The following is a 14,626-nucleotide window of genomic DNA, read 5'->3' on the forward strand; positions in this document are numbered from 1 at the left end:
CACCGATGGGTCGTCGAACGGACCATGTCCTGGCTGGCCGGCTGCCGCCGGCTCCACCGCCGCTACGAGCGCAAGCCCGAGCACTTCCTCGCCTTCACAGCCATCGCCACCAGCCTCATCAACTACCGGCGGCTCACCAAGTGAAACGAGGTCTTAGTACCCGCGTGACGGACGTCCGGGGCTCTCGCCCGCTCAACTGGCCACCGTCTGCATCCTGCAGTTCCTGCTCGGCCTGTCGGACCGGCAGGCCGCCGAGACGGTCCGCTGCCGCATCGACTTCAAATATGCGACGGCCAGGGAGCTGGACGATCCCGGCTTCCACCACAGCGTGCTCGCCGACTTCCGCGACCGTCTCGCTGAAGGCGGCCGTGCCGACCGCCTCCTCGACCTTGCGCTGGATCGCCTCAAGGAGGCCGGACTGGTGCGCGAGCGCACCACACAGCGCACCGATTCCACCCACGTCCTGGCCGCGGTGCGTGATGTGACCCGCCTGGAGCTGATCACCGAGGCCGTCCGTGCCGCGCTTGAAGAGTCGCAGGCATCTTCCCTCATCTGCTCGACGAGCTGGTAGATGAGGCCTGGGGGCGCCGCTATGGCCGGCCGGTCCGCCTGGGGAAGAATCCCACGAAGCCCATGACCAGGATCCTTGCCACCGGAAATGACGCTGTCCGGCTCCTGGAACACCTCTGCCGGCGGGGACGAGGACACCGTCCGGGCCGTCATGGTCGCGCTGGAAGAGCGCTGGGCCACATCGGGCGTTGGCCCGGTACGGCGGGAACCCGGCGAGCCTGAGTCCGGGCCCGGACTACGCCGACATCCCGCGCCCGGGACGGCTCATGAGGAAGTCTGGTCAGGGGCCTCCCCCTGAGTGGTGGACACGCTGATACTGGATCTGTTTGATCCGGCCGGAGGAAGCGAGAAGACCGCTGATGGCGCTGAAGGGCTATTCGGACGAGTTCAAGGCTGGGGGCGACGTACAAGAGCATCGCTGCTGACCTGGGTATCAGCCGGGCGGCCCTGCGGGAGTGGGTGCTGCGGGACCGCGAGCGCCGTGGCGTCACCGCTGCGGGTGCGAAGCCGGCCGCCGCCCACCGGGCGGCGGTGCCGTCCGCTGATCCGGACGAGCGGGTCCGGCGGCTGGAGGCCCGGGTGGCGGAACTCGAGACCAGTGAGCGCAAGCTCGCCACCGAGCGGGACATTCTCCGCAAGGCGGCGAAGTATTTCGCCGGAGAGACGAACTGGTGACCAGCCGCTTCCAGTTCGTCGACGACTACCGGGCCACCTACGAGGTGAAGCGGCTGTGCCAGGTCCTGGACGTGAACCGGTCGAGCTACTACAAGTGGCTCGCCGGCGCCGCCCCGGGCCGGCCGGAAGCGGGAGGACCTGGTCCTGGCCGAACAGATCCGCCGGGTCCACGGCGAGTCCGGCGGCGCCTATGGCTCCCCGCGAGTGACCGCCGAGCTCCGCGAGGAGGGACACCGGGTCAACGAGAAGCGGGTCGCACGGATCATGCGGACGTCCTCCATCACCGGTATCCGTCTGCGCAGACGCGTCCGCACGACGGTCCCCGACCCGGCATCCGGGCAGGTCGCGGACCTGTTCGGGCGGGACTTCACCGCCACCGAGCCCGGGCGCAAGCTCATGGGCGACATCACGTATCTCCCGCTCCAGGGCGGGAAGTTCCTCTATCTCGCGACGGTGCTGGACTGCTTCAGCCGCAAGGCCGTCGGCTGGTCCATCGCCGACCACATGCGCACGGACCTCGTCTCCGACGCTCTGCGGATGGCTGCCTCGACCCGCAGCTCGCTGGACGGGGCGGTTTTCCGCTCCGATCACGGAGCCCAGTACGGATCCCGCGCCTATGCCGGCCTCTGCGACCAGCTCGGGGTCACCCGGTCGATGGGCGCTGTCGGCACCAGCGCCGACAACGCCGCCTGCGAAAGCTTCCACGCCTCCCTGAAACGCGAGACCCTCCAGGGCGCCCACGACTACGGCGACGCCACCACCTGCAGAAGAACGGTTTTCGCCTGGCTGACCCGCTACAACACCCGCCGCCGGCACTCCACCAACGGCCACCTCAGCCCCGACGCCTACGAACGCCGACACCACGCCGCTAGACTCACACTCGTCGCGTGACCAATAACCGCGTGCCCACCTTCATGGGGGAAGGCCCGCCGTCGTCCTCGAGGGTGAACGTCCACAGATCCGCCGCGGTCACGCCCGCAGCGGAGTGGGATCGTCCTGCCACACCTCAAGCGGGGTCCTGCCACACAACGGCCCTGCCTCACATTCGGTGGTGACGGAGCGTGCCGCTATCCGAGGAGGATGCGGTGCCGGAGCCGGGTGAAGCCTGCACGTCCGTGCATCTGGCGTGCGATCCGCCTGGTCTTGGTGTTGACGCCCTCAGTGGGGCCGTTGCTGTATGGAAGCGTGAGCCCGGCGATCACGGCGTCGACGTCCCGGTCCGGGCCCCGGGTGAAGGCATGTAAATGAGGCAGGTCGGCTGCTCGGACTTGGGCGATCCAGCGTGTGAGCGAGTCGGCGTTGTCGGCGTGTGGCGTGAGGAGTGGGGCGAAGTCCCTGATACCGGGGTCCAGTTGGGTCATCTCGCGGCAGGCGGTGGTGAGCTTGGTCAGGAGCTCGTCCCCGAACCCGTCCAGCTGACTGCCGGTCGACACCCGGATGTACCCCGTGAGTTTGTTGGTGACGACCGTACGAGGTGGGGCCGACAGTGCGGCGGCCGCCGGAATCTATCCACGGGTGACCTCGTCCAGACTCCGGTCCATGAACACGATCACGCGCCTTGGGCGCTTCCTCGTGGGGCTCGTCCTCGCCCCGTTGGTCCTGGTCCGATCAGGAAGGTGACCGCCGTGGAGTACGTACCGCTTCCCACCGAGGTCTACGACGCGCCCCTGCCGCTGGACGCCTACCGCGAGCACCTGCGCAACGCCGAGCCGATGACCCCGGCGTCCCCCTCGAACTCCTCACGCTGCCGGTCGACCTGGCGCTGCTGGTGTTGCGCGAGCACGGTCGGAGCTGCCCGCGGCGGTCGGGCGATCCGCGCTGCAGCTGCTTCCTGTCTGCCTGGCGGGCGGTCGGCCGTGGCGTCCGCAACGGCTTGCGCGAGGCGTTCGGGTCCTGACCCGGGCGGGCCCGGTCGTCTGTGCGGCATCCCGCGAGTTCCCCTGAGCCCTGCTGAATCCATATCCCCGTGGCCAGCGCGTTCTGTCTCCTTGGGGTGCTCTTCGCGCTAGTGACGTAACTTCAGGATTCTTGAAGCGTTCTCACTTCGTCCGATCGATCTGTGATCGGGGTGAAGACGAGGAGGCTCGGGTTGGCGCTGGCGGCCGTACGCGACCTGCGCGAGTTCCGCGATCCGGTCTCGGCGGAGGAACTGGAGCAGTTCGAGACCGGCGTGCTCGCCGGGTTCGTACTCGCGCGGGCTTCGGCGGGGCTTGCGGACAGCACCATCCGTGGGGACGTCGGGCACCTGGACCAGATGCGGGCCTGGTTGGGCCGGCCGCTGTGGGATATGGAGCCGGCTGACGCCGACGGGTACTTCGGGAAGGTGCTGCGGGGCTCGCCGAGCGGCACCCGGCTGGCCCGCGCGCAGGCGCTGACTACGTACTTCTTGTTCCTGGAGCTGCGGCACAAGGTCGAGATCCATCGGATGACCGGGCGTGTCGTCGAGTGCCCGATCGACGAGATGAACCGGCCGCGGGGGTCCAAGGACGCGGCTTTGCGGATCCCGCTGACTGAGCCGGAGATCAAGACACTGTTCACCGGCTGGGGCGGCGAGCTGGCCACCTGCCGCAAGTTCGCCCCGACCGCGCGGAACTACACCGCATCGAAACTGATGTCCCAGGTCGGACTCAGGGTGAGCGAGGCATGCAAGCTCGACCTGACCGACATCAAGTGGGAGCTGGGTCGCTTCGGCAAGCTCTACGTGCGTCATGGCAAGGGCGCCCGCGGCTCGGGCCCACGCGAGCGGATGGTGCCGCTGATCAACGGTGCCGACCGCACGCTGCGCTGGTTCATCGAGGACGTCTGGGGCCAGTTCGACGACGACCACACCCGTCCCGGTGCCCCACTTTTCCCGTCCGAGCGCAAGAAATCCGACGGCTCCTCGCGCCGAGTCGGCGACGACGCCTTGCGCAACGGCCTGGCCGCCGCGGCGAAGGCCCATCTGCCCGGCTGGGCCAACACGCTGACGCCACACGTCCTGCGGCACTTCTGCGCGTCCGAGCTCTACCTCGGGGGCCTTGACCTGCTCGGGATCCAAGAGGTCCTCGGCCACTCCTGGATCGCCACCACGATGCGGTACATCCACGTCCAGCGGACCCGGGTCGAGGACGCCGGGGTGTCCGGGCAGCAGCGGGCCGCGAAGCGGCTGGAAGGACTGATGGGATGAAGTGGAACTTGCGGCTGACCGCCGCGAACAAAGGGATCTGGAAGGCGTCCGAGCTCCAGCGGAGCCTGGCCGAACACGGCTTGGTGATCTCGGCCGGGAAGATGTCCGGTCTGTGGTCCGGCCAGCCGGTCTCCCTCAAGCTGGAGGACCTGGACGTGATCTGCGTCGTACTCGGCTGTGAGATCGGCGACCTGCTGATTCCCGAGCCGGGGAAGGTCAGGCTCCCAGGTCAGCAGGCTGGCGTCCAGGAGGCCACTACCGGCTCGGTGGTGGTCCCGGCCGTCGTGCCCAAGCGCCGCGACGGCCGTTCGCTGCCGCCGATGTGACCTGGTCACCATCATGGGGAAGATCAGCGACAGCAAGCCGGCGGCCTCCTGCTCGGGCTGTTTCGCCTGGGGGCAGCTGCCCGGTCGGTTCTGCCGCGGCTGCTACACCTATGGCCAGCAACACGATGTCGGCGAATGTGTGGCTGCCGTCGGCCGGTCCCGGTTGATGGCAAATACGGCTATTGCCGTCTCTGCCGGGCTCAGGCGACCTGGGCGATCAAAGCCAGCGGCAAGGCTTCGGTGATCGAGCCGTACCTGCGGCAGGTGACCTGCCAGCAGCTCTTCTTCGCGAACCTCCAGGGGCCCAAAAACGGCGGGCCGCGGGTCGGCAAGGCCGGGCGACGCGTGCTGAAGATGCCGCGGCTTCCCGAACCGCATCGGGTGACCACGACATCGACGCAACTGACGCTGTTCACCGCCACTCGGGACTTCCGCCGGTTCGACCGGGAACTCCATGCCGACCTGGCCAATCCCTGGCTGATCCAGGCCCGGCAGGCCGCCCGGGCGCTGGGAGAGGCCCGCGGCTGGAGCCGCCGGATCACCAGCGACGTGAACCGAGCCCTGGTCATCGTGCTGTCCGGCTTCCGCGAAGGTGAGTCGATCCGGTACTCCGAGCTCTTCCCGGCCCTGCGCGTCCGTGGGCTTCCCGTCGTGCGGATCGCCGAAGTTCTCGACCGTTTCGGCCTTTTCACCGACGACCGGGCACCTGCAGTCGACCGGTGGTTGGAGCGAAATCTCGACGGGATGCCCCCGGGCATCCATCGCGCCGTCGAAGCCTGGATCCGCACTCTCCTCGACGGTGGCCCGCGGCCCGAGCCTCGATCCCGGCACACGGCATGGGCTTACCTGGGCGAGATCCAGCCGGTGCTGCTGGAGTGGTCCAGCCGCTACGACCACCTGCGAGAGGTCACCCGGGAAGACATCATCGCGGTCCGGGACGCTGTCACCGGCAAACAGCGCGAGAGCCGGATCGTCGCGCTGCGGTCGCTGTTCCGGCACGCGAAGAAGAACGGTCAGATCTTCCGCAACCCCACGATCCGCATCCGTGTCCCCCGACAGACCGGTGGCGTCCTCCAAGCCCTCGTCCAGGCGGACATCGACGAGGCCATCGCCACCGCCAGCACCCCAGACATCCGGCTCATCGTCGCCCTGGCCGCCGTCCACGCGGCACGGCCGAAGATGATCCGGGCGGTGCAGCTGGACGACGTCGACCTGGGCAACAGGCGCATCACCGTCGGCGGCCACGTCCGCCCACTCGATGACCTCACCCGCCGTGCCGTCCTGGACTGGCTCGACCACCGCCGCAGCCGCTGGCCGAACACGGCCAACCCCCACCTGCTGATCACCCAAAGACCGCCGTCTAACTCGGCCCGGCCGGCAAGCTCTGGACCACCCGAGCCACCCGCAACCTCACCGCCACCCTGGAACGGCTCCGCGTCGACCGACAGCTTGAAGAGGCCCTTACCCACGGCGCCGACCCGCTCCACCTCGCGCTCGTCTTCGGCATCGACGAGAAGACCGCCATCCGCTACGGCGACGCCGCTCGGCAGCTTCTAGCATCAGAAGCCGAGGAACACCACGGGAGGTCATAGGCATGCGCATCTCAACCGATGACGGCCGATTCGGTCTGATCTTGACCCCAGCAGGTGACCCCTGGGATGCGCGTTTCTTTCGTTTCCAACTCATCGTGGACTCGGTCATCATGGGCGATTCAGAGCCCTGCATCCTCGGCTCGATGATGCTGACACTGCAGAACATGGCCAGGCTTGAGGACCCGCGTCTGGCCCAGCCCGACGCTAACCCTGCCGCGACGCTGTCCGTGTTGCGCTCCGATGCCGCCCTAAACGATCCGTCGCTGCTGGGGGCCGCCGAGTCCCTCGACCATTGCCTGGTCCGCGGGTATGTCCACGGCACGAACGCGATCGTGATCGGCGAGCCCGCCGAACCGCCCGTGGGAATGCGCACGCCCCACGTCGCAGTCATGTCGCTGCACGACTTTCAAGCGATCGTCACAGCCGCCGCCCACTACTGGGAAGAGGTTCAGCGTGATGCACGGCTCAATACCCTTAACCGATGAGGCAGCACCTTGAATCACTCAGAACACACGGGTCGAAACCCTCCAAAAAGCCTGAACACCCGTCGGTTCCCGACGAAGAACCCTCAGTTTCGCTGAACCCGCGGGACTCAGGGCCCTGCCCTCCCGAAGCTCCGGCGAAGTGACAAGTAGCGCAGAGTCGTTTGCGAGACACTCTCTGGACTCTTCGTCCAATATGGATGTATAGTCCATATTGTGGAGGCTGCCGAAGAAAGCACAGATCACCGGGTCCGGATGTGGGCGCCCATGGGGCAGGCCGTCGCGCTGCTGCTCGGCCCGTATGCAGAGGTCGTACTGCACGACCCGGACACCGACCGGATCCTGGCGATCTGGAATCCGATGGGCTCCCGCGGTCCAGGGGATCCCTCGCTGCTGGGCGAGCTGGACGCGCTGGACCCGTCGGCGCGAGACGTGTTCGGACCGTACGAGAAGCTGCTCGCCGACGGCCGGCGGCTGTCCTCGGTCAGCGCTGTCCTGCGCGAGCCGGACGGGAAGGCCGCTGCGGTGCTGTGCGTCAACCTCGATCGCACGCCGCTGGAGCAGGCCGCGGCCGTGCTGTCCGCGTTCGGCGCCCCGACGGCGCCCCGGCCGGAGCCGCTGTTCGAGCAGGACTGGAACGAGCGCGTCCAGCACATCGTCGGCGCGTACGTGCGCGAGTGCGGCCGCCCCGTCGAGCGGCTGACCCGCGCCGACCGCCTGGCCGTCCTCGCCCGCCTGGACGAGGCCAAGGTCTTCGCCGTGCGCCGCGCCGCCCCCGTCGTCGCCGCCGCCCTGCGGGTCTCCCGGTCCACCCTCTACGGCCTGCTTGCCGAACTCCGAACCCCCAGTACCAAGGACCACACGCCATGACCCGCCTGCCCGACTTCCGCCTGGAAACCTACTTCTCCCGGTGGGAGTTCACCGCACGCCACCACCTGACCGCCTCAGACGTGCAGACCATGACGCTGAGCGAGCTGCTCGCCCTGGCCGACGACCAGGACCGCAAGGCCTTCGAGAACCTGTCCCTGGGCTACACCGAGACCTATGGCGACCCGGCGCTGCGCGAGGCGATCGCCAGGATGTACGAGCGGGCGGACGCCGGCGACGTGATCTGCTTCGCCGGTGCCGAGGAGGCCCTCTACCTGGCGATGAACGTGCTGCTGGGCGCGGGTGACCACGCAGTGGTGGTGACCCCGAACTATCAGGCGGCTGAGACCGTGCCGCTCGTCCTGTGCGAGGTCACCGGTGTCGCCCTGGACCCCGAGCGGGACTGGGCCCTGGACCTCGATGCGGTGAAGGCGGCGCTCCGGCCGAACACCCGGGTCGTCTCGGTGAACTTCCCGAACAACCCCACCGGCAAGGTCATCAGCGCCGCCGACTTCACCGAGCTGGCGCGGCTGTGCGACGAGCGCGGCATCCACCTGTTCAGCGACGAGGTCTACCGCGGCCTGGAACGCGATGCGGCCCGCACCCTGCCGCAGGCCGCCGACCTGTCCGAGCGCGCCCTGTCGCTGAACGTCACTTCCAAGTCGCTGGGTCTGCCGGGCCTGCGGATCGGCTGGATCACCTGCCGCGACCGGGGGCTGCTGGCCCGCCTGGAGCGGGCCAAGCACTACACCACGATCTGCAACTCCGCGCCCAGCGAGGTCCTGGCCCGCATCGCGCTCAAGTCCCGCGCCACGATTCTGGACCGAAACAGGGCACTCATCGCGGCCAACCTGCCGCTCTTCGACGCCTTCTTCGCCGAGCACCCCGACCTTTTCGAGTGGCGGGCCCCGGACGGCGGCTGCGTCGCCTACCCCCGCTACCTCGGCCCCGAGGGAGTGGAGGAGTTCTGCACTCGCCTGGTCGAGGAGGCCGGCGTCCTGCTGCTGCCCGCCAGCATCTACCGCTCCGAGCTCACCCCCACCCCCGCCGACCGCTTCCGCATCGGCGTCGGCCGCGCCAACCCCGAAGAGGGCCTGGCCGCCTTCGCTCAGTGGCTGCGAGCGAACCGATGACCCTGCCTGTCTTCGACACCGCCGCGATCAAGCACGCCACCACCCCGAAGCTGGTCTTCACCGCCGTCCACGACGCGCTGATTGCCCACGCCCACGGCCGCACCACGGTGCCGCCACCGCTGCACCTGCAGTTTCCCGACGCGGACGGCGACTGCCACGTCAAGGCCAGCGGGGTCGCCGACACGCCCGACTTCACCGTCAAGATCGCCACAGGCTTCTACCGCAACCCCACCGCCGGCCTGCCCACCAACCACGGCCTGGTCTGTATCGTCAGCGCCCAGACCGGTCAGATCCGCGCGATCCTCGACGACCAGGGCATGCTGACCGCCTGGCGCACCGCCGCCGGCACCCTGGCAACCCACGCCATGGCCCGGTCCGACACCGCCACCCTGGCCGTGTTCGGCACCGGAGAATAGGCCCGCCTGCAGGGCGAATGGCTGGCCGGGCTCCGCCCGATCGACACGGTGCTCGTCCACGGCCGCAGCCAGGACAAGGCCAGGTCGCTGTGCAAGGCGTTCGACGCCCTCGGGCTCCGGGGGTGGGGCGGGGCTGTCGTCGCCGTCCGGGTCGTCGAGTGGTCGATGCTGCCGCCCCTATCGGTGCTGCGCCGGGCTGCCGGTGTGGTGTGGGCCACGACGGGGCTCACGCGGGTGTCCGGCCGCCGGTACCGTTCCCCTTGTGGCGTATGAGCTGGTGGAGGAGCAGGAGGCCATCGGCCGCCGGATCAAACGGCGTCGACTCGGTCTCGGCATGGCCCAGGCCACCGCGAACGCCGCGCCCCCGCCGCGCGCGAGACCATCACCGTCGACGGCGACACCGTCAAGATCGGCCCCTGGTTCGCCAAGACCCGCACCAGGATGCGCGCCGGCCAGCTCGAAGCCGGGCTGGCGCAGCTCGTCGCCCTCTTCGACGGCGAGTGGACGGATGAGAACCCCGCTCCTGCCTTCGCCTGAAGCCGACCCCGACGGCCGTGCTTACCGGGCGAGGGTAAGAGCGGACCTTCCCGTAGCCCGGGCAGGTACCTAGTAGGTACCATCGGGGTATGCCGTCCTTGAATGTCACCTTCACCCACGAGGAGCTGGAGGAGGTCCGCGCTGCCGCGGCCGCCGAAGGCAAGTCCCTCAAGCAGTACGTCCACGACCTGCCGCTGCGCGAGCGCCAGCGGCACCAGTTCGTCCGCTACGCCGTCTCCTGGGGCGATGCCCACCGCACGGAGTTCGACGACGCCTTCCCCGACGAAGCCCCGCCCTCCACCCGCCACCAGCAGGGAGCGGACGCAGCCTGATGGTCCTCTACATCGACGTCCCCTGGCTCCTGGACGTCCAGGAGCAGGCCGTTCCCGAAGACGTCAGCGTCGCAGACTACTCCGCCCTCGTCGCCGCCGTCGCCCGTCACAAGACCCGCATCCCCCGCCCCACCACAGCCGAGCCCGACCCCGCCTGGCGCGCCGCAGCCCTCCTGCACACCCTGGTGCGCCTGCAGCCCCTGCCGTACCGCAACAGCCTGTACGCCTGCCAAGTCGCGGCCGCCTACATGCACGCCTCCGGCGAGGGCATCGACCCGCCGTACGGAGCGATGGTCGACCTGGTGCGCGACGTCCAGGGCGGCAAGACATCCGCCTACCAGGCCGCCGATCGCATCCGCACCTGGCGCGTCTGATCGCAGGCTCCTGCTTAGAGCGACCGGCAAATGGATTACTTGAGGCGGCGGACAGTGGGGCGGTCGTCCCAGCGATAGCGGCTCGTAGCTCGGCGGATCAGCATGCGGAGCGTGACGAGAGTAGCGGCGAGATAGAGGTGAGAAGTCCACGACTTCGCCGTTCCTCTCGGTGCAGCGCCGGAGCTTGCCGTAGTCGTTCATCCAGGAGTGGGTGCGTTCGACCACCCAGCGCTTGCCGGCTTGGATCGGGGCGGGGACTCCCTTGCGTGCGATCTCGGCTGTGAAACCCAACTCGGTTATCAGGGCGCGAGACTTGGTGCTGTCGTAGCCGCGGTCGAGATTGACGTTGACGGTCTCTGGCATCGCGCCGACTTGTTCCTCCGCAGCGTCCAGGGTGGGTCCGAGCAGGGGTGAGTCGTGCCGGCTGGTCCCGTCGGAGACGATCCCTAGCGGCAATACCGGTGACTTTGGTCGGGGTTGGTCGTTGGTTGTGGTGTGCCAAGGCCTGGGCAGGTGAAGTCGTCGGGTGGCCGGTTGTCGGACCGGATCGCTCTGGGTGTGCTGACGCGGGTGTTTCCGCCTGAGCTGGTGGATGAGGTGGTGGCTGGGTGCGGGCGGACCGAGCAGCGCTCGAGGCTGTTGCCGGCCCGGGTGGTGGTGTATTTCGTGCTGGCCATGTGTCTGTTCTCCGGGCAGGGCTATGAGGAGGTGGCCCGGTTGCTGACGCAGGGGCTGGAGCGGGTGCGGCGGTGGGACAAGCCGTGGCGGGTGCCGACGACCGCGGCGATCGGGCGGGCCCGCCGACGACTGGGGCCGGAGCCGTTGAAGGTGCTGTTCGACCGGGTCTGCCGTCCGGTCGCGACACCGGAAACGACGGGCGCCTGGTATCGGGGGTGGCGGCTGGTCGCGGTGGACGGCACCGTCTTCGACGTCCCGGACACCGACGCCAACGGTGTGTTCTTCGGCCGGCCCGGCTCGGGACGTGGACAGCAGCGCAGTGCGTATCCGCAAGTGCGGGTCGCCGCGCTGGTCGAATGCGGGACACATGCGGTGTTCGCCGCGGCGACCGGCCCGCTGTCGGTCCACGAACAGCAGCTCATCCCAGGTCTGCTGGACCGGCTCGAGCCGGGGATGCTGCTGATGGCAGACCGCGGCATCACCGGCTTCGGGCTGTGGCAGGCGGCGTCCGCCACGGGTGCGGATTTGCTGTGGCATGTCCGGAAGAACATCGTCCTGCCGGTCCTGGAGTCGTTCGACGACGGCTCCTACCTGTCCGAGATCGTGGCCAGCGGTGACCGTGACCGGCGTGCCCCGGCCCGGGTCCGTGTCATCGAATACCGGCTCGAAGGGCGCGGCGAGGACATCGTCTACCGTCTGATCACCACCATGTGCGATCCCGGTCAGGCGCCCGCCGCCGAACTCGCCGCGCTCTACCACCAGAGGTGGGAGATCGAGAACACCCTGGACGAGATCAAGACCCATCAGGGCGGGCGGCAGCTCGTTCTGCGCTCGCAGTATCCCGACGGCGTCGAGCAGGAAGTCTACGGATTCCTTCTCGTCCATCACGCACTGCGGGACGTCATGCACCACGCAGCATCCGAGGCCGGTCTCGATCCGGACCGGATCTCCTTCACCCGCACCCTCAACGCCGCCCGCCGCCACGTCACCGGACAGGCGGCACTTTCCCCCCTCACGACTGACCCGGGCACTCCATCACACAGCCCGTGAGCTGCTGGAAAGACTCCTGCCACCCCGCCGACGACGCTCCAACCCCCGCGTCATCAAACGCAAGATGAGCAACTGGCACCTCAAACACACCCACCACGACAACCCACCCCCACCACCGGCTCACACCATCACGCTGGTCCCACCCACCAAACCAACCAGCAGACGCCCGAAACTCACCTAAATCACCGGTATTGTCCCTAGCGGGACACCGCAGGCGTCGGAGGCGACCGAGTGTTCCAGTCCCTGCTTACCCCGGCCGACTGGTGAGCGTCCAGCCTTCTCACCGCCGGAAGGGGCCTTGGTGATGCAGCCGTCCACCGAGATCTCGCTCAGCCCGAGGCCGATCATGCTCGGCGAACGCCTCCCCGAGCCGGACGCTCACGGTGTGCGTCAGCCCCTCCAATCCGGCGACGGCATCGCGTAGGCGCTGCTGAAGTCCCTCGACGCCGGTCGGGTTAGCTGAGCAGTCCCGCGAGGAAGACGAGGATGGCGCCTGAGCCAAAGAAGGCGAAGGACTCGCACGTCCTGCCCCAGGCTGAACGCCGCCCCGGGCCCCTCAGAGATCCAGAACCTCTAATTACTGACGAATTAGAGGTGTCGTTTCCCGAAGGGGGCTTGCCCACGGTCCCTGACCTGCACAGATGGAAGATCACCAAATTCGGGGGGTCCCACCTCCGGTCACACCTGCGGTCCCCCGCCGAATGCACCCCTGCAGACACCTGTCCAGCCCCCTTCCGGTGCAGTCCTCTCCGGGGCGAGCGCGGCCTCCAAGCGGTCCAGACGTTCGTAGAGGGCGCGGACGAGACGGGCGCGGTTCTGGACGCAGCGCACGGTGCCCTCCATCGTCGCGGACAGCCGGCCTTCCGCCTCGCGCAGGACGACGTCGGCGAGTGCCCGGGGCCCGCTGCTTCTGGGCAGCTGGTCGGCGCGGCGCTGTACGTCGGAGGCGACCGTGCGGGCGTGGCCGGTCAGCTGGAGGGCGATCTGCTCGTAGTCGCGTACGGCGAGCGTGTTCTCGCCGGTCCACGCAAGGACGGTCTTGACGAGGCACTCGTACGGTTCGCGGTCGAGCGGGAGCTCCGACTCGATCAGCCCGTCGGGGCCTGCGCCAACGGGACTTCAGTTCACTCCTTCGGGCGTGGATGAGCCACGAAACGTGCTCAACAACCTCGCGCGGGACGTCGAGCATGGCAGAGTACGGGACCATCGAGGCTCCTCGGACGCTGTGTGGGTGCGTAGAGAACACCACCGCAACGACCAGGAGCCTCGTCCCGTCACGCACCATGCCCCGACTCACTCATCACCCTCACGCCGCAGGATGAGAAGAGTTCAGTTGGCACTGCCAGGAAAACCCTGAACATTTTCAGCATTGCCTCTCCCCGGTGAGAACGGCCTGGGCGATGACACACATGCGGCTGGGGCCGATACAGAATCCGCAGAAGATCTGCCAACACTCCAGCCGCGCCATGCCGCGCCCGGCCGGTACCCCCGGCCGCGGCCAGGGCCAGGGCCCGGCTGACAGTGCGCTGGACGGGAGTGAGCCCGCCGTGGCCGCACGGACCCTGAGTGACAACCTCCTCGTCGTCGCCGACTACGACGCCGGGCTCGCCACGATTTCCGTGATCGCGCTCGGCGGCATCGTCCACCGGCCGCTAGACCCCGGCACGCTTCCGCGCGTTCGCGAGGAGGACACGGCGGGTGTCGCTCAGTACGAGATGGGCCCGAGCGCATACGTACGGGTGGGGGTGGACCGGCCGTGGTCCACTGCGAGGTATGGGCCAGGGCCACGACCCTGTACGGCTCCTACACCGGACTCCCGCGGCGGCACTAAGCCCCGACGCCACGTGTCGCCGTGCGCCGGCTGCGCGAGGAGGCGGACGCCCACCAGCCGAACCGCCAGACCGACACGCCCGAATCTCAATTTCCCCCGAGGTCGTTACCGTCCACCGCCAGCCGCACAGGACGGTCACGATCCGTACCAGCGGGCCACAGCAGCGCGGCCAGGCCGTCGGGGTGCACCAGCGCGATGACCCGGCGGACGGTGTCCACCGGCGCGGCCGGCCGCACTCCCAGCGCGCCGCGGACAGGAAACCCCGAGCCGGGCCAGAGCATCTTGGGGCGCCCGCCGCATCCAGCGCCCGGCCGCCGCATACGAACCCGCCGCGACCGCGCAGGCCGCCGCCCGCACCAGCGCGTCCAGCGGATACCGGCGTCCCCTACGGGCACGCGGATCGACATCCTCCACCGGATTACCCGTCGGGAGGACGGAACGCGACAGGACGGACACAGGCATGGCAGACTCACGATTCACCGAAGCCGTTGTTTGCAGGCGAGTTGGCAGCTCACCCACATCAACGGAGCTTTGGCTCATCCGGTCACACCCCAGCCGACCAGCCCATTCACAAGATCACGACGACTTTGCAAGAGC

13 protein-coding genes and 5 pseudogenes are annotated in these 14,626 nt (G+C 68.6%); 14 read left to right on the plus strand and 4 right to left on the minus strand.

All coding sequences use genetic code 11. The features are described 5' to 3' along the window. The 4 genes and pseudogenes from ACFZBD_RS31935 to ACFZBD_RS31950 all read left to right on the plus strand — a co-directional run. Nucleotides 1-144: transposase (locus tag ACFZBD_RS31935; protein ID WP_391146643.1), on the plus strand; the 144-nt coding region annotated here is incomplete at its 5' end. A gap of 79 nt (nucleotides 145-223) precedes the next feature. Further along, nucleotides 224-328: pseudogene (locus ACFZBD_RS31940) on the plus strand (transposase); the annotation flags it as partial. After that, on the plus strand, nucleotides 329-571 hold the full coding sequence (locus tag ACFZBD_RS31945; protein WP_391146506.1) for a hypothetical protein: 243 nt from the start codon (nucleotides 329-331) through the stop codon (nucleotides 569-571). Between the two features lie 358 nt (nucleotides 572-929). Further along, nucleotides 930-2,136, plus strand: a pseudogene (locus ACFZBD_RS31950) (IS3 family transposase). A 176-nt stretch (nucleotides 2,137-2,312) separates the two neighbouring features. Here the strand turns inward: ACFZBD_RS31950 and ACFZBD_RS31955 are convergent. Next, nucleotides 2,313-2,642, minus strand: a pseudogene (locus tag ACFZBD_RS31955) (transposase); the annotation flags it as partial. Between the two features lie 692 nt (nucleotides 2,643-3,334). Between ACFZBD_RS31955 and ACFZBD_RS31960 the strand changes: the two are divergent. From ACFZBD_RS31960 to ACFZBD_RS32000, 9 genes are all read left to right on the plus strand, one after another. Then, nucleotides 3,335-4,411, plus strand: coding sequence for a tyrosine-type recombinase/integrase (locus tag ACFZBD_RS31960; protein WP_391146508.1), 1,077 nt, complete (start codon nucleotides 3,335-3,337; stop codon nucleotides 4,409-4,411). Further along, a complete protein-coding gene (locus ACFZBD_RS31965; protein ID WP_391146511.1) occupies nucleotides 4,408-4,737 on the plus strand; it encodes a helix-turn-helix domain-containing protein in 330 nt (109 codons plus the stop codon). The genes ACFZBD_RS31960 and ACFZBD_RS31965 overlap by 4 nt, the downstream gene beginning before the upstream one ends. 240 nt (nucleotides 4,738-4,977) lie before the next feature. After that, complete coding sequence (locus tag ACFZBD_RS31970) at nucleotides 4,978-6,294, plus strand: tyrosine-type recombinase/integrase (RefSeq protein WP_391146513.1); 1,317 nt, start codon at nucleotides 4,978-4,980, stop codon at nucleotides 6,292-6,294. A gap of 37 nt (nucleotides 6,295-6,331) precedes the next feature. Continuing rightward, nucleotides 6,332-6,814, plus strand: a complete 483-nt coding sequence (locus tag ACFZBD_RS31975) for a hypothetical protein (protein WP_391146515.1) — start codon at nucleotides 6,332-6,334, stop codon at nucleotides 6,812-6,814. 213 nt (nucleotides 6,815-7,027) lie between these two features. Then, the gene (locus ACFZBD_RS31980; protein ID WP_391146517.1) at nucleotides 7,028-7,681 is read left to right on the plus strand and encodes a PAS domain-containing protein; all 654 of its coding nucleotides are present in this window, start codon (nucleotides 7,028-7,030) and stop codon (nucleotides 7,679-7,681) included. Further along, nucleotides 7,678-8,811: an aminotransferase class I/II-fold pyridoxal phosphate-dependent enzyme gene (locus ACFZBD_RS31985; RefSeq protein WP_391146520.1), complete on the plus strand. Its 1,134-nt coding sequence runs from the start codon at nucleotides 7,678-7,680 to the stop codon at nucleotides 8,809-8,811. Before ACFZBD_RS31980 ends, ACFZBD_RS31985 begins: the two co-directional genes overlap by 4 nt. Continuing rightward, on the plus strand, nucleotides 8,808-9,227 hold the full coding sequence (locus ACFZBD_RS31990) for a hypothetical protein (RefSeq protein ID WP_391146522.1): 420 nt from the start codon (nucleotides 8,808-8,810) through the stop codon (nucleotides 9,225-9,227). The genes ACFZBD_RS31985 and ACFZBD_RS31990 overlap by 4 nt, the downstream gene beginning before the upstream one ends. A gap of 626 nt (nucleotides 9,228-9,853) precedes the next feature. Further along, on the plus strand, nucleotides 9,854-10,096 hold the full coding sequence (locus tag ACFZBD_RS31995) for a hypothetical protein (protein WP_391146524.1): 243 nt from the start codon (nucleotides 9,854-9,856) through the stop codon (nucleotides 10,094-10,096). Next, nucleotides 10,096-10,470: a toxin Doc gene (locus ACFZBD_RS32000; RefSeq protein ID WP_391146527.1), complete on the plus strand. Its 375-nt coding sequence runs from the start codon at nucleotides 10,096-10,098 to the stop codon at nucleotides 10,468-10,470. The genes ACFZBD_RS31995 and ACFZBD_RS32000 overlap by 1 nt, the downstream gene beginning before the upstream one ends. Nucleotides 10,471-10,505: 35 nt before the next feature. Here the strand turns inward: ACFZBD_RS32000 and ACFZBD_RS32005 are convergent. After that, a pseudogene (locus ACFZBD_RS32005) lies at nucleotides 10,506-10,926 on the minus strand (transposase); the annotation flags it as partial. Nucleotides 10,927-10,965: 39 nt separating this feature from the next. Here ACFZBD_RS32005 and ACFZBD_RS32010 point away from each other — a divergent pair. Continuing rightward, nucleotides 10,966-12,198, plus strand: coding sequence for an IS4 family transposase (locus tag ACFZBD_RS32010; RefSeq protein WP_391146530.1), 1,233 nt, complete (start codon nucleotides 10,966-10,968; stop codon nucleotides 12,196-12,198). Nucleotides 12,199-12,387: 189 nt separating this feature from the next. Here ACFZBD_RS32010 and ACFZBD_RS32015 read toward each other — a convergent pair. Together ACFZBD_RS32015 and ACFZBD_RS32020 are read right to left on the minus strand one after the other, a co-directional pair. Next, a pseudogene (locus ACFZBD_RS32015) lies at nucleotides 12,388-12,546 on the minus strand (IS5/IS1182 family transposase); the annotation flags it as partial. Nucleotides 12,547-12,876: 330 nt separating this feature from the next. After that, nucleotides 12,877-13,290 (minus strand): DUF6415 family natural product biosynthesis protein, encoded by a 414-nt coding sequence (locus ACFZBD_RS32020; RefSeq protein WP_391146645.1) that lies wholly within the window; start codon nucleotides 13,288-13,290, stop codon nucleotides 12,877-12,879. Between the last annotated feature and the right edge of the window lie 1,336 nt (nucleotides 13,291-14,626).

It is taken from the genome of Streptomyces sp. NPDC008121 (assembly GCF_042957155.1).
Lineage (GTDB): Bacteria > Actinomycetota > Actinomycetes > Streptomycetales > Streptomycetaceae > Streptomyces.

What these genes read in the sequence shown, in the direction of transcription:
- ACFZBD_RS31965 (WP_391146511.1), top strand. Translation starts at nt 4,408, where the DNA reads ATGAAGTGGAACTTGCGGCTGACCGCCGCGAACAAAGGGATCTGGAAG.
- ACFZBD_RS31975 (WP_391146515.1), top strand. Translation starts at nt 6,332, where the DNA reads ATGCGCATCTCAACCGATGACGGCCGATTCGGTCTGATCTTGACCCCA.
- ACFZBD_RS31985 (WP_391146520.1), top strand. Translation starts at nt 7,678, where the DNA reads ATGACCCGCCTGCCCGACTTCCGCCTGGAAACCTACTTCTCCCGGTGG.
- ACFZBD_RS31990 (WP_391146522.1), top strand. Translation starts at nt 8,808, where the DNA reads ATGACCCTGCCTGTCTTCGACACCGCCGCGATCAAGCACGCCACCACC.
- ACFZBD_RS31995 (WP_391146524.1), top strand. Translation starts at nt 9,854, where the DNA reads ATGCCGTCCTTGAATGTCACCTTCACCCACGAGGAGCTGGAGGAGGTC.
- ACFZBD_RS32000 (WP_391146527.1), top strand. Translation starts at nt 10,096, where the DNA reads ATGGTCCTCTACATCGACGTCCCCTGGCTCCTGGACGTCCAGGAGCAG.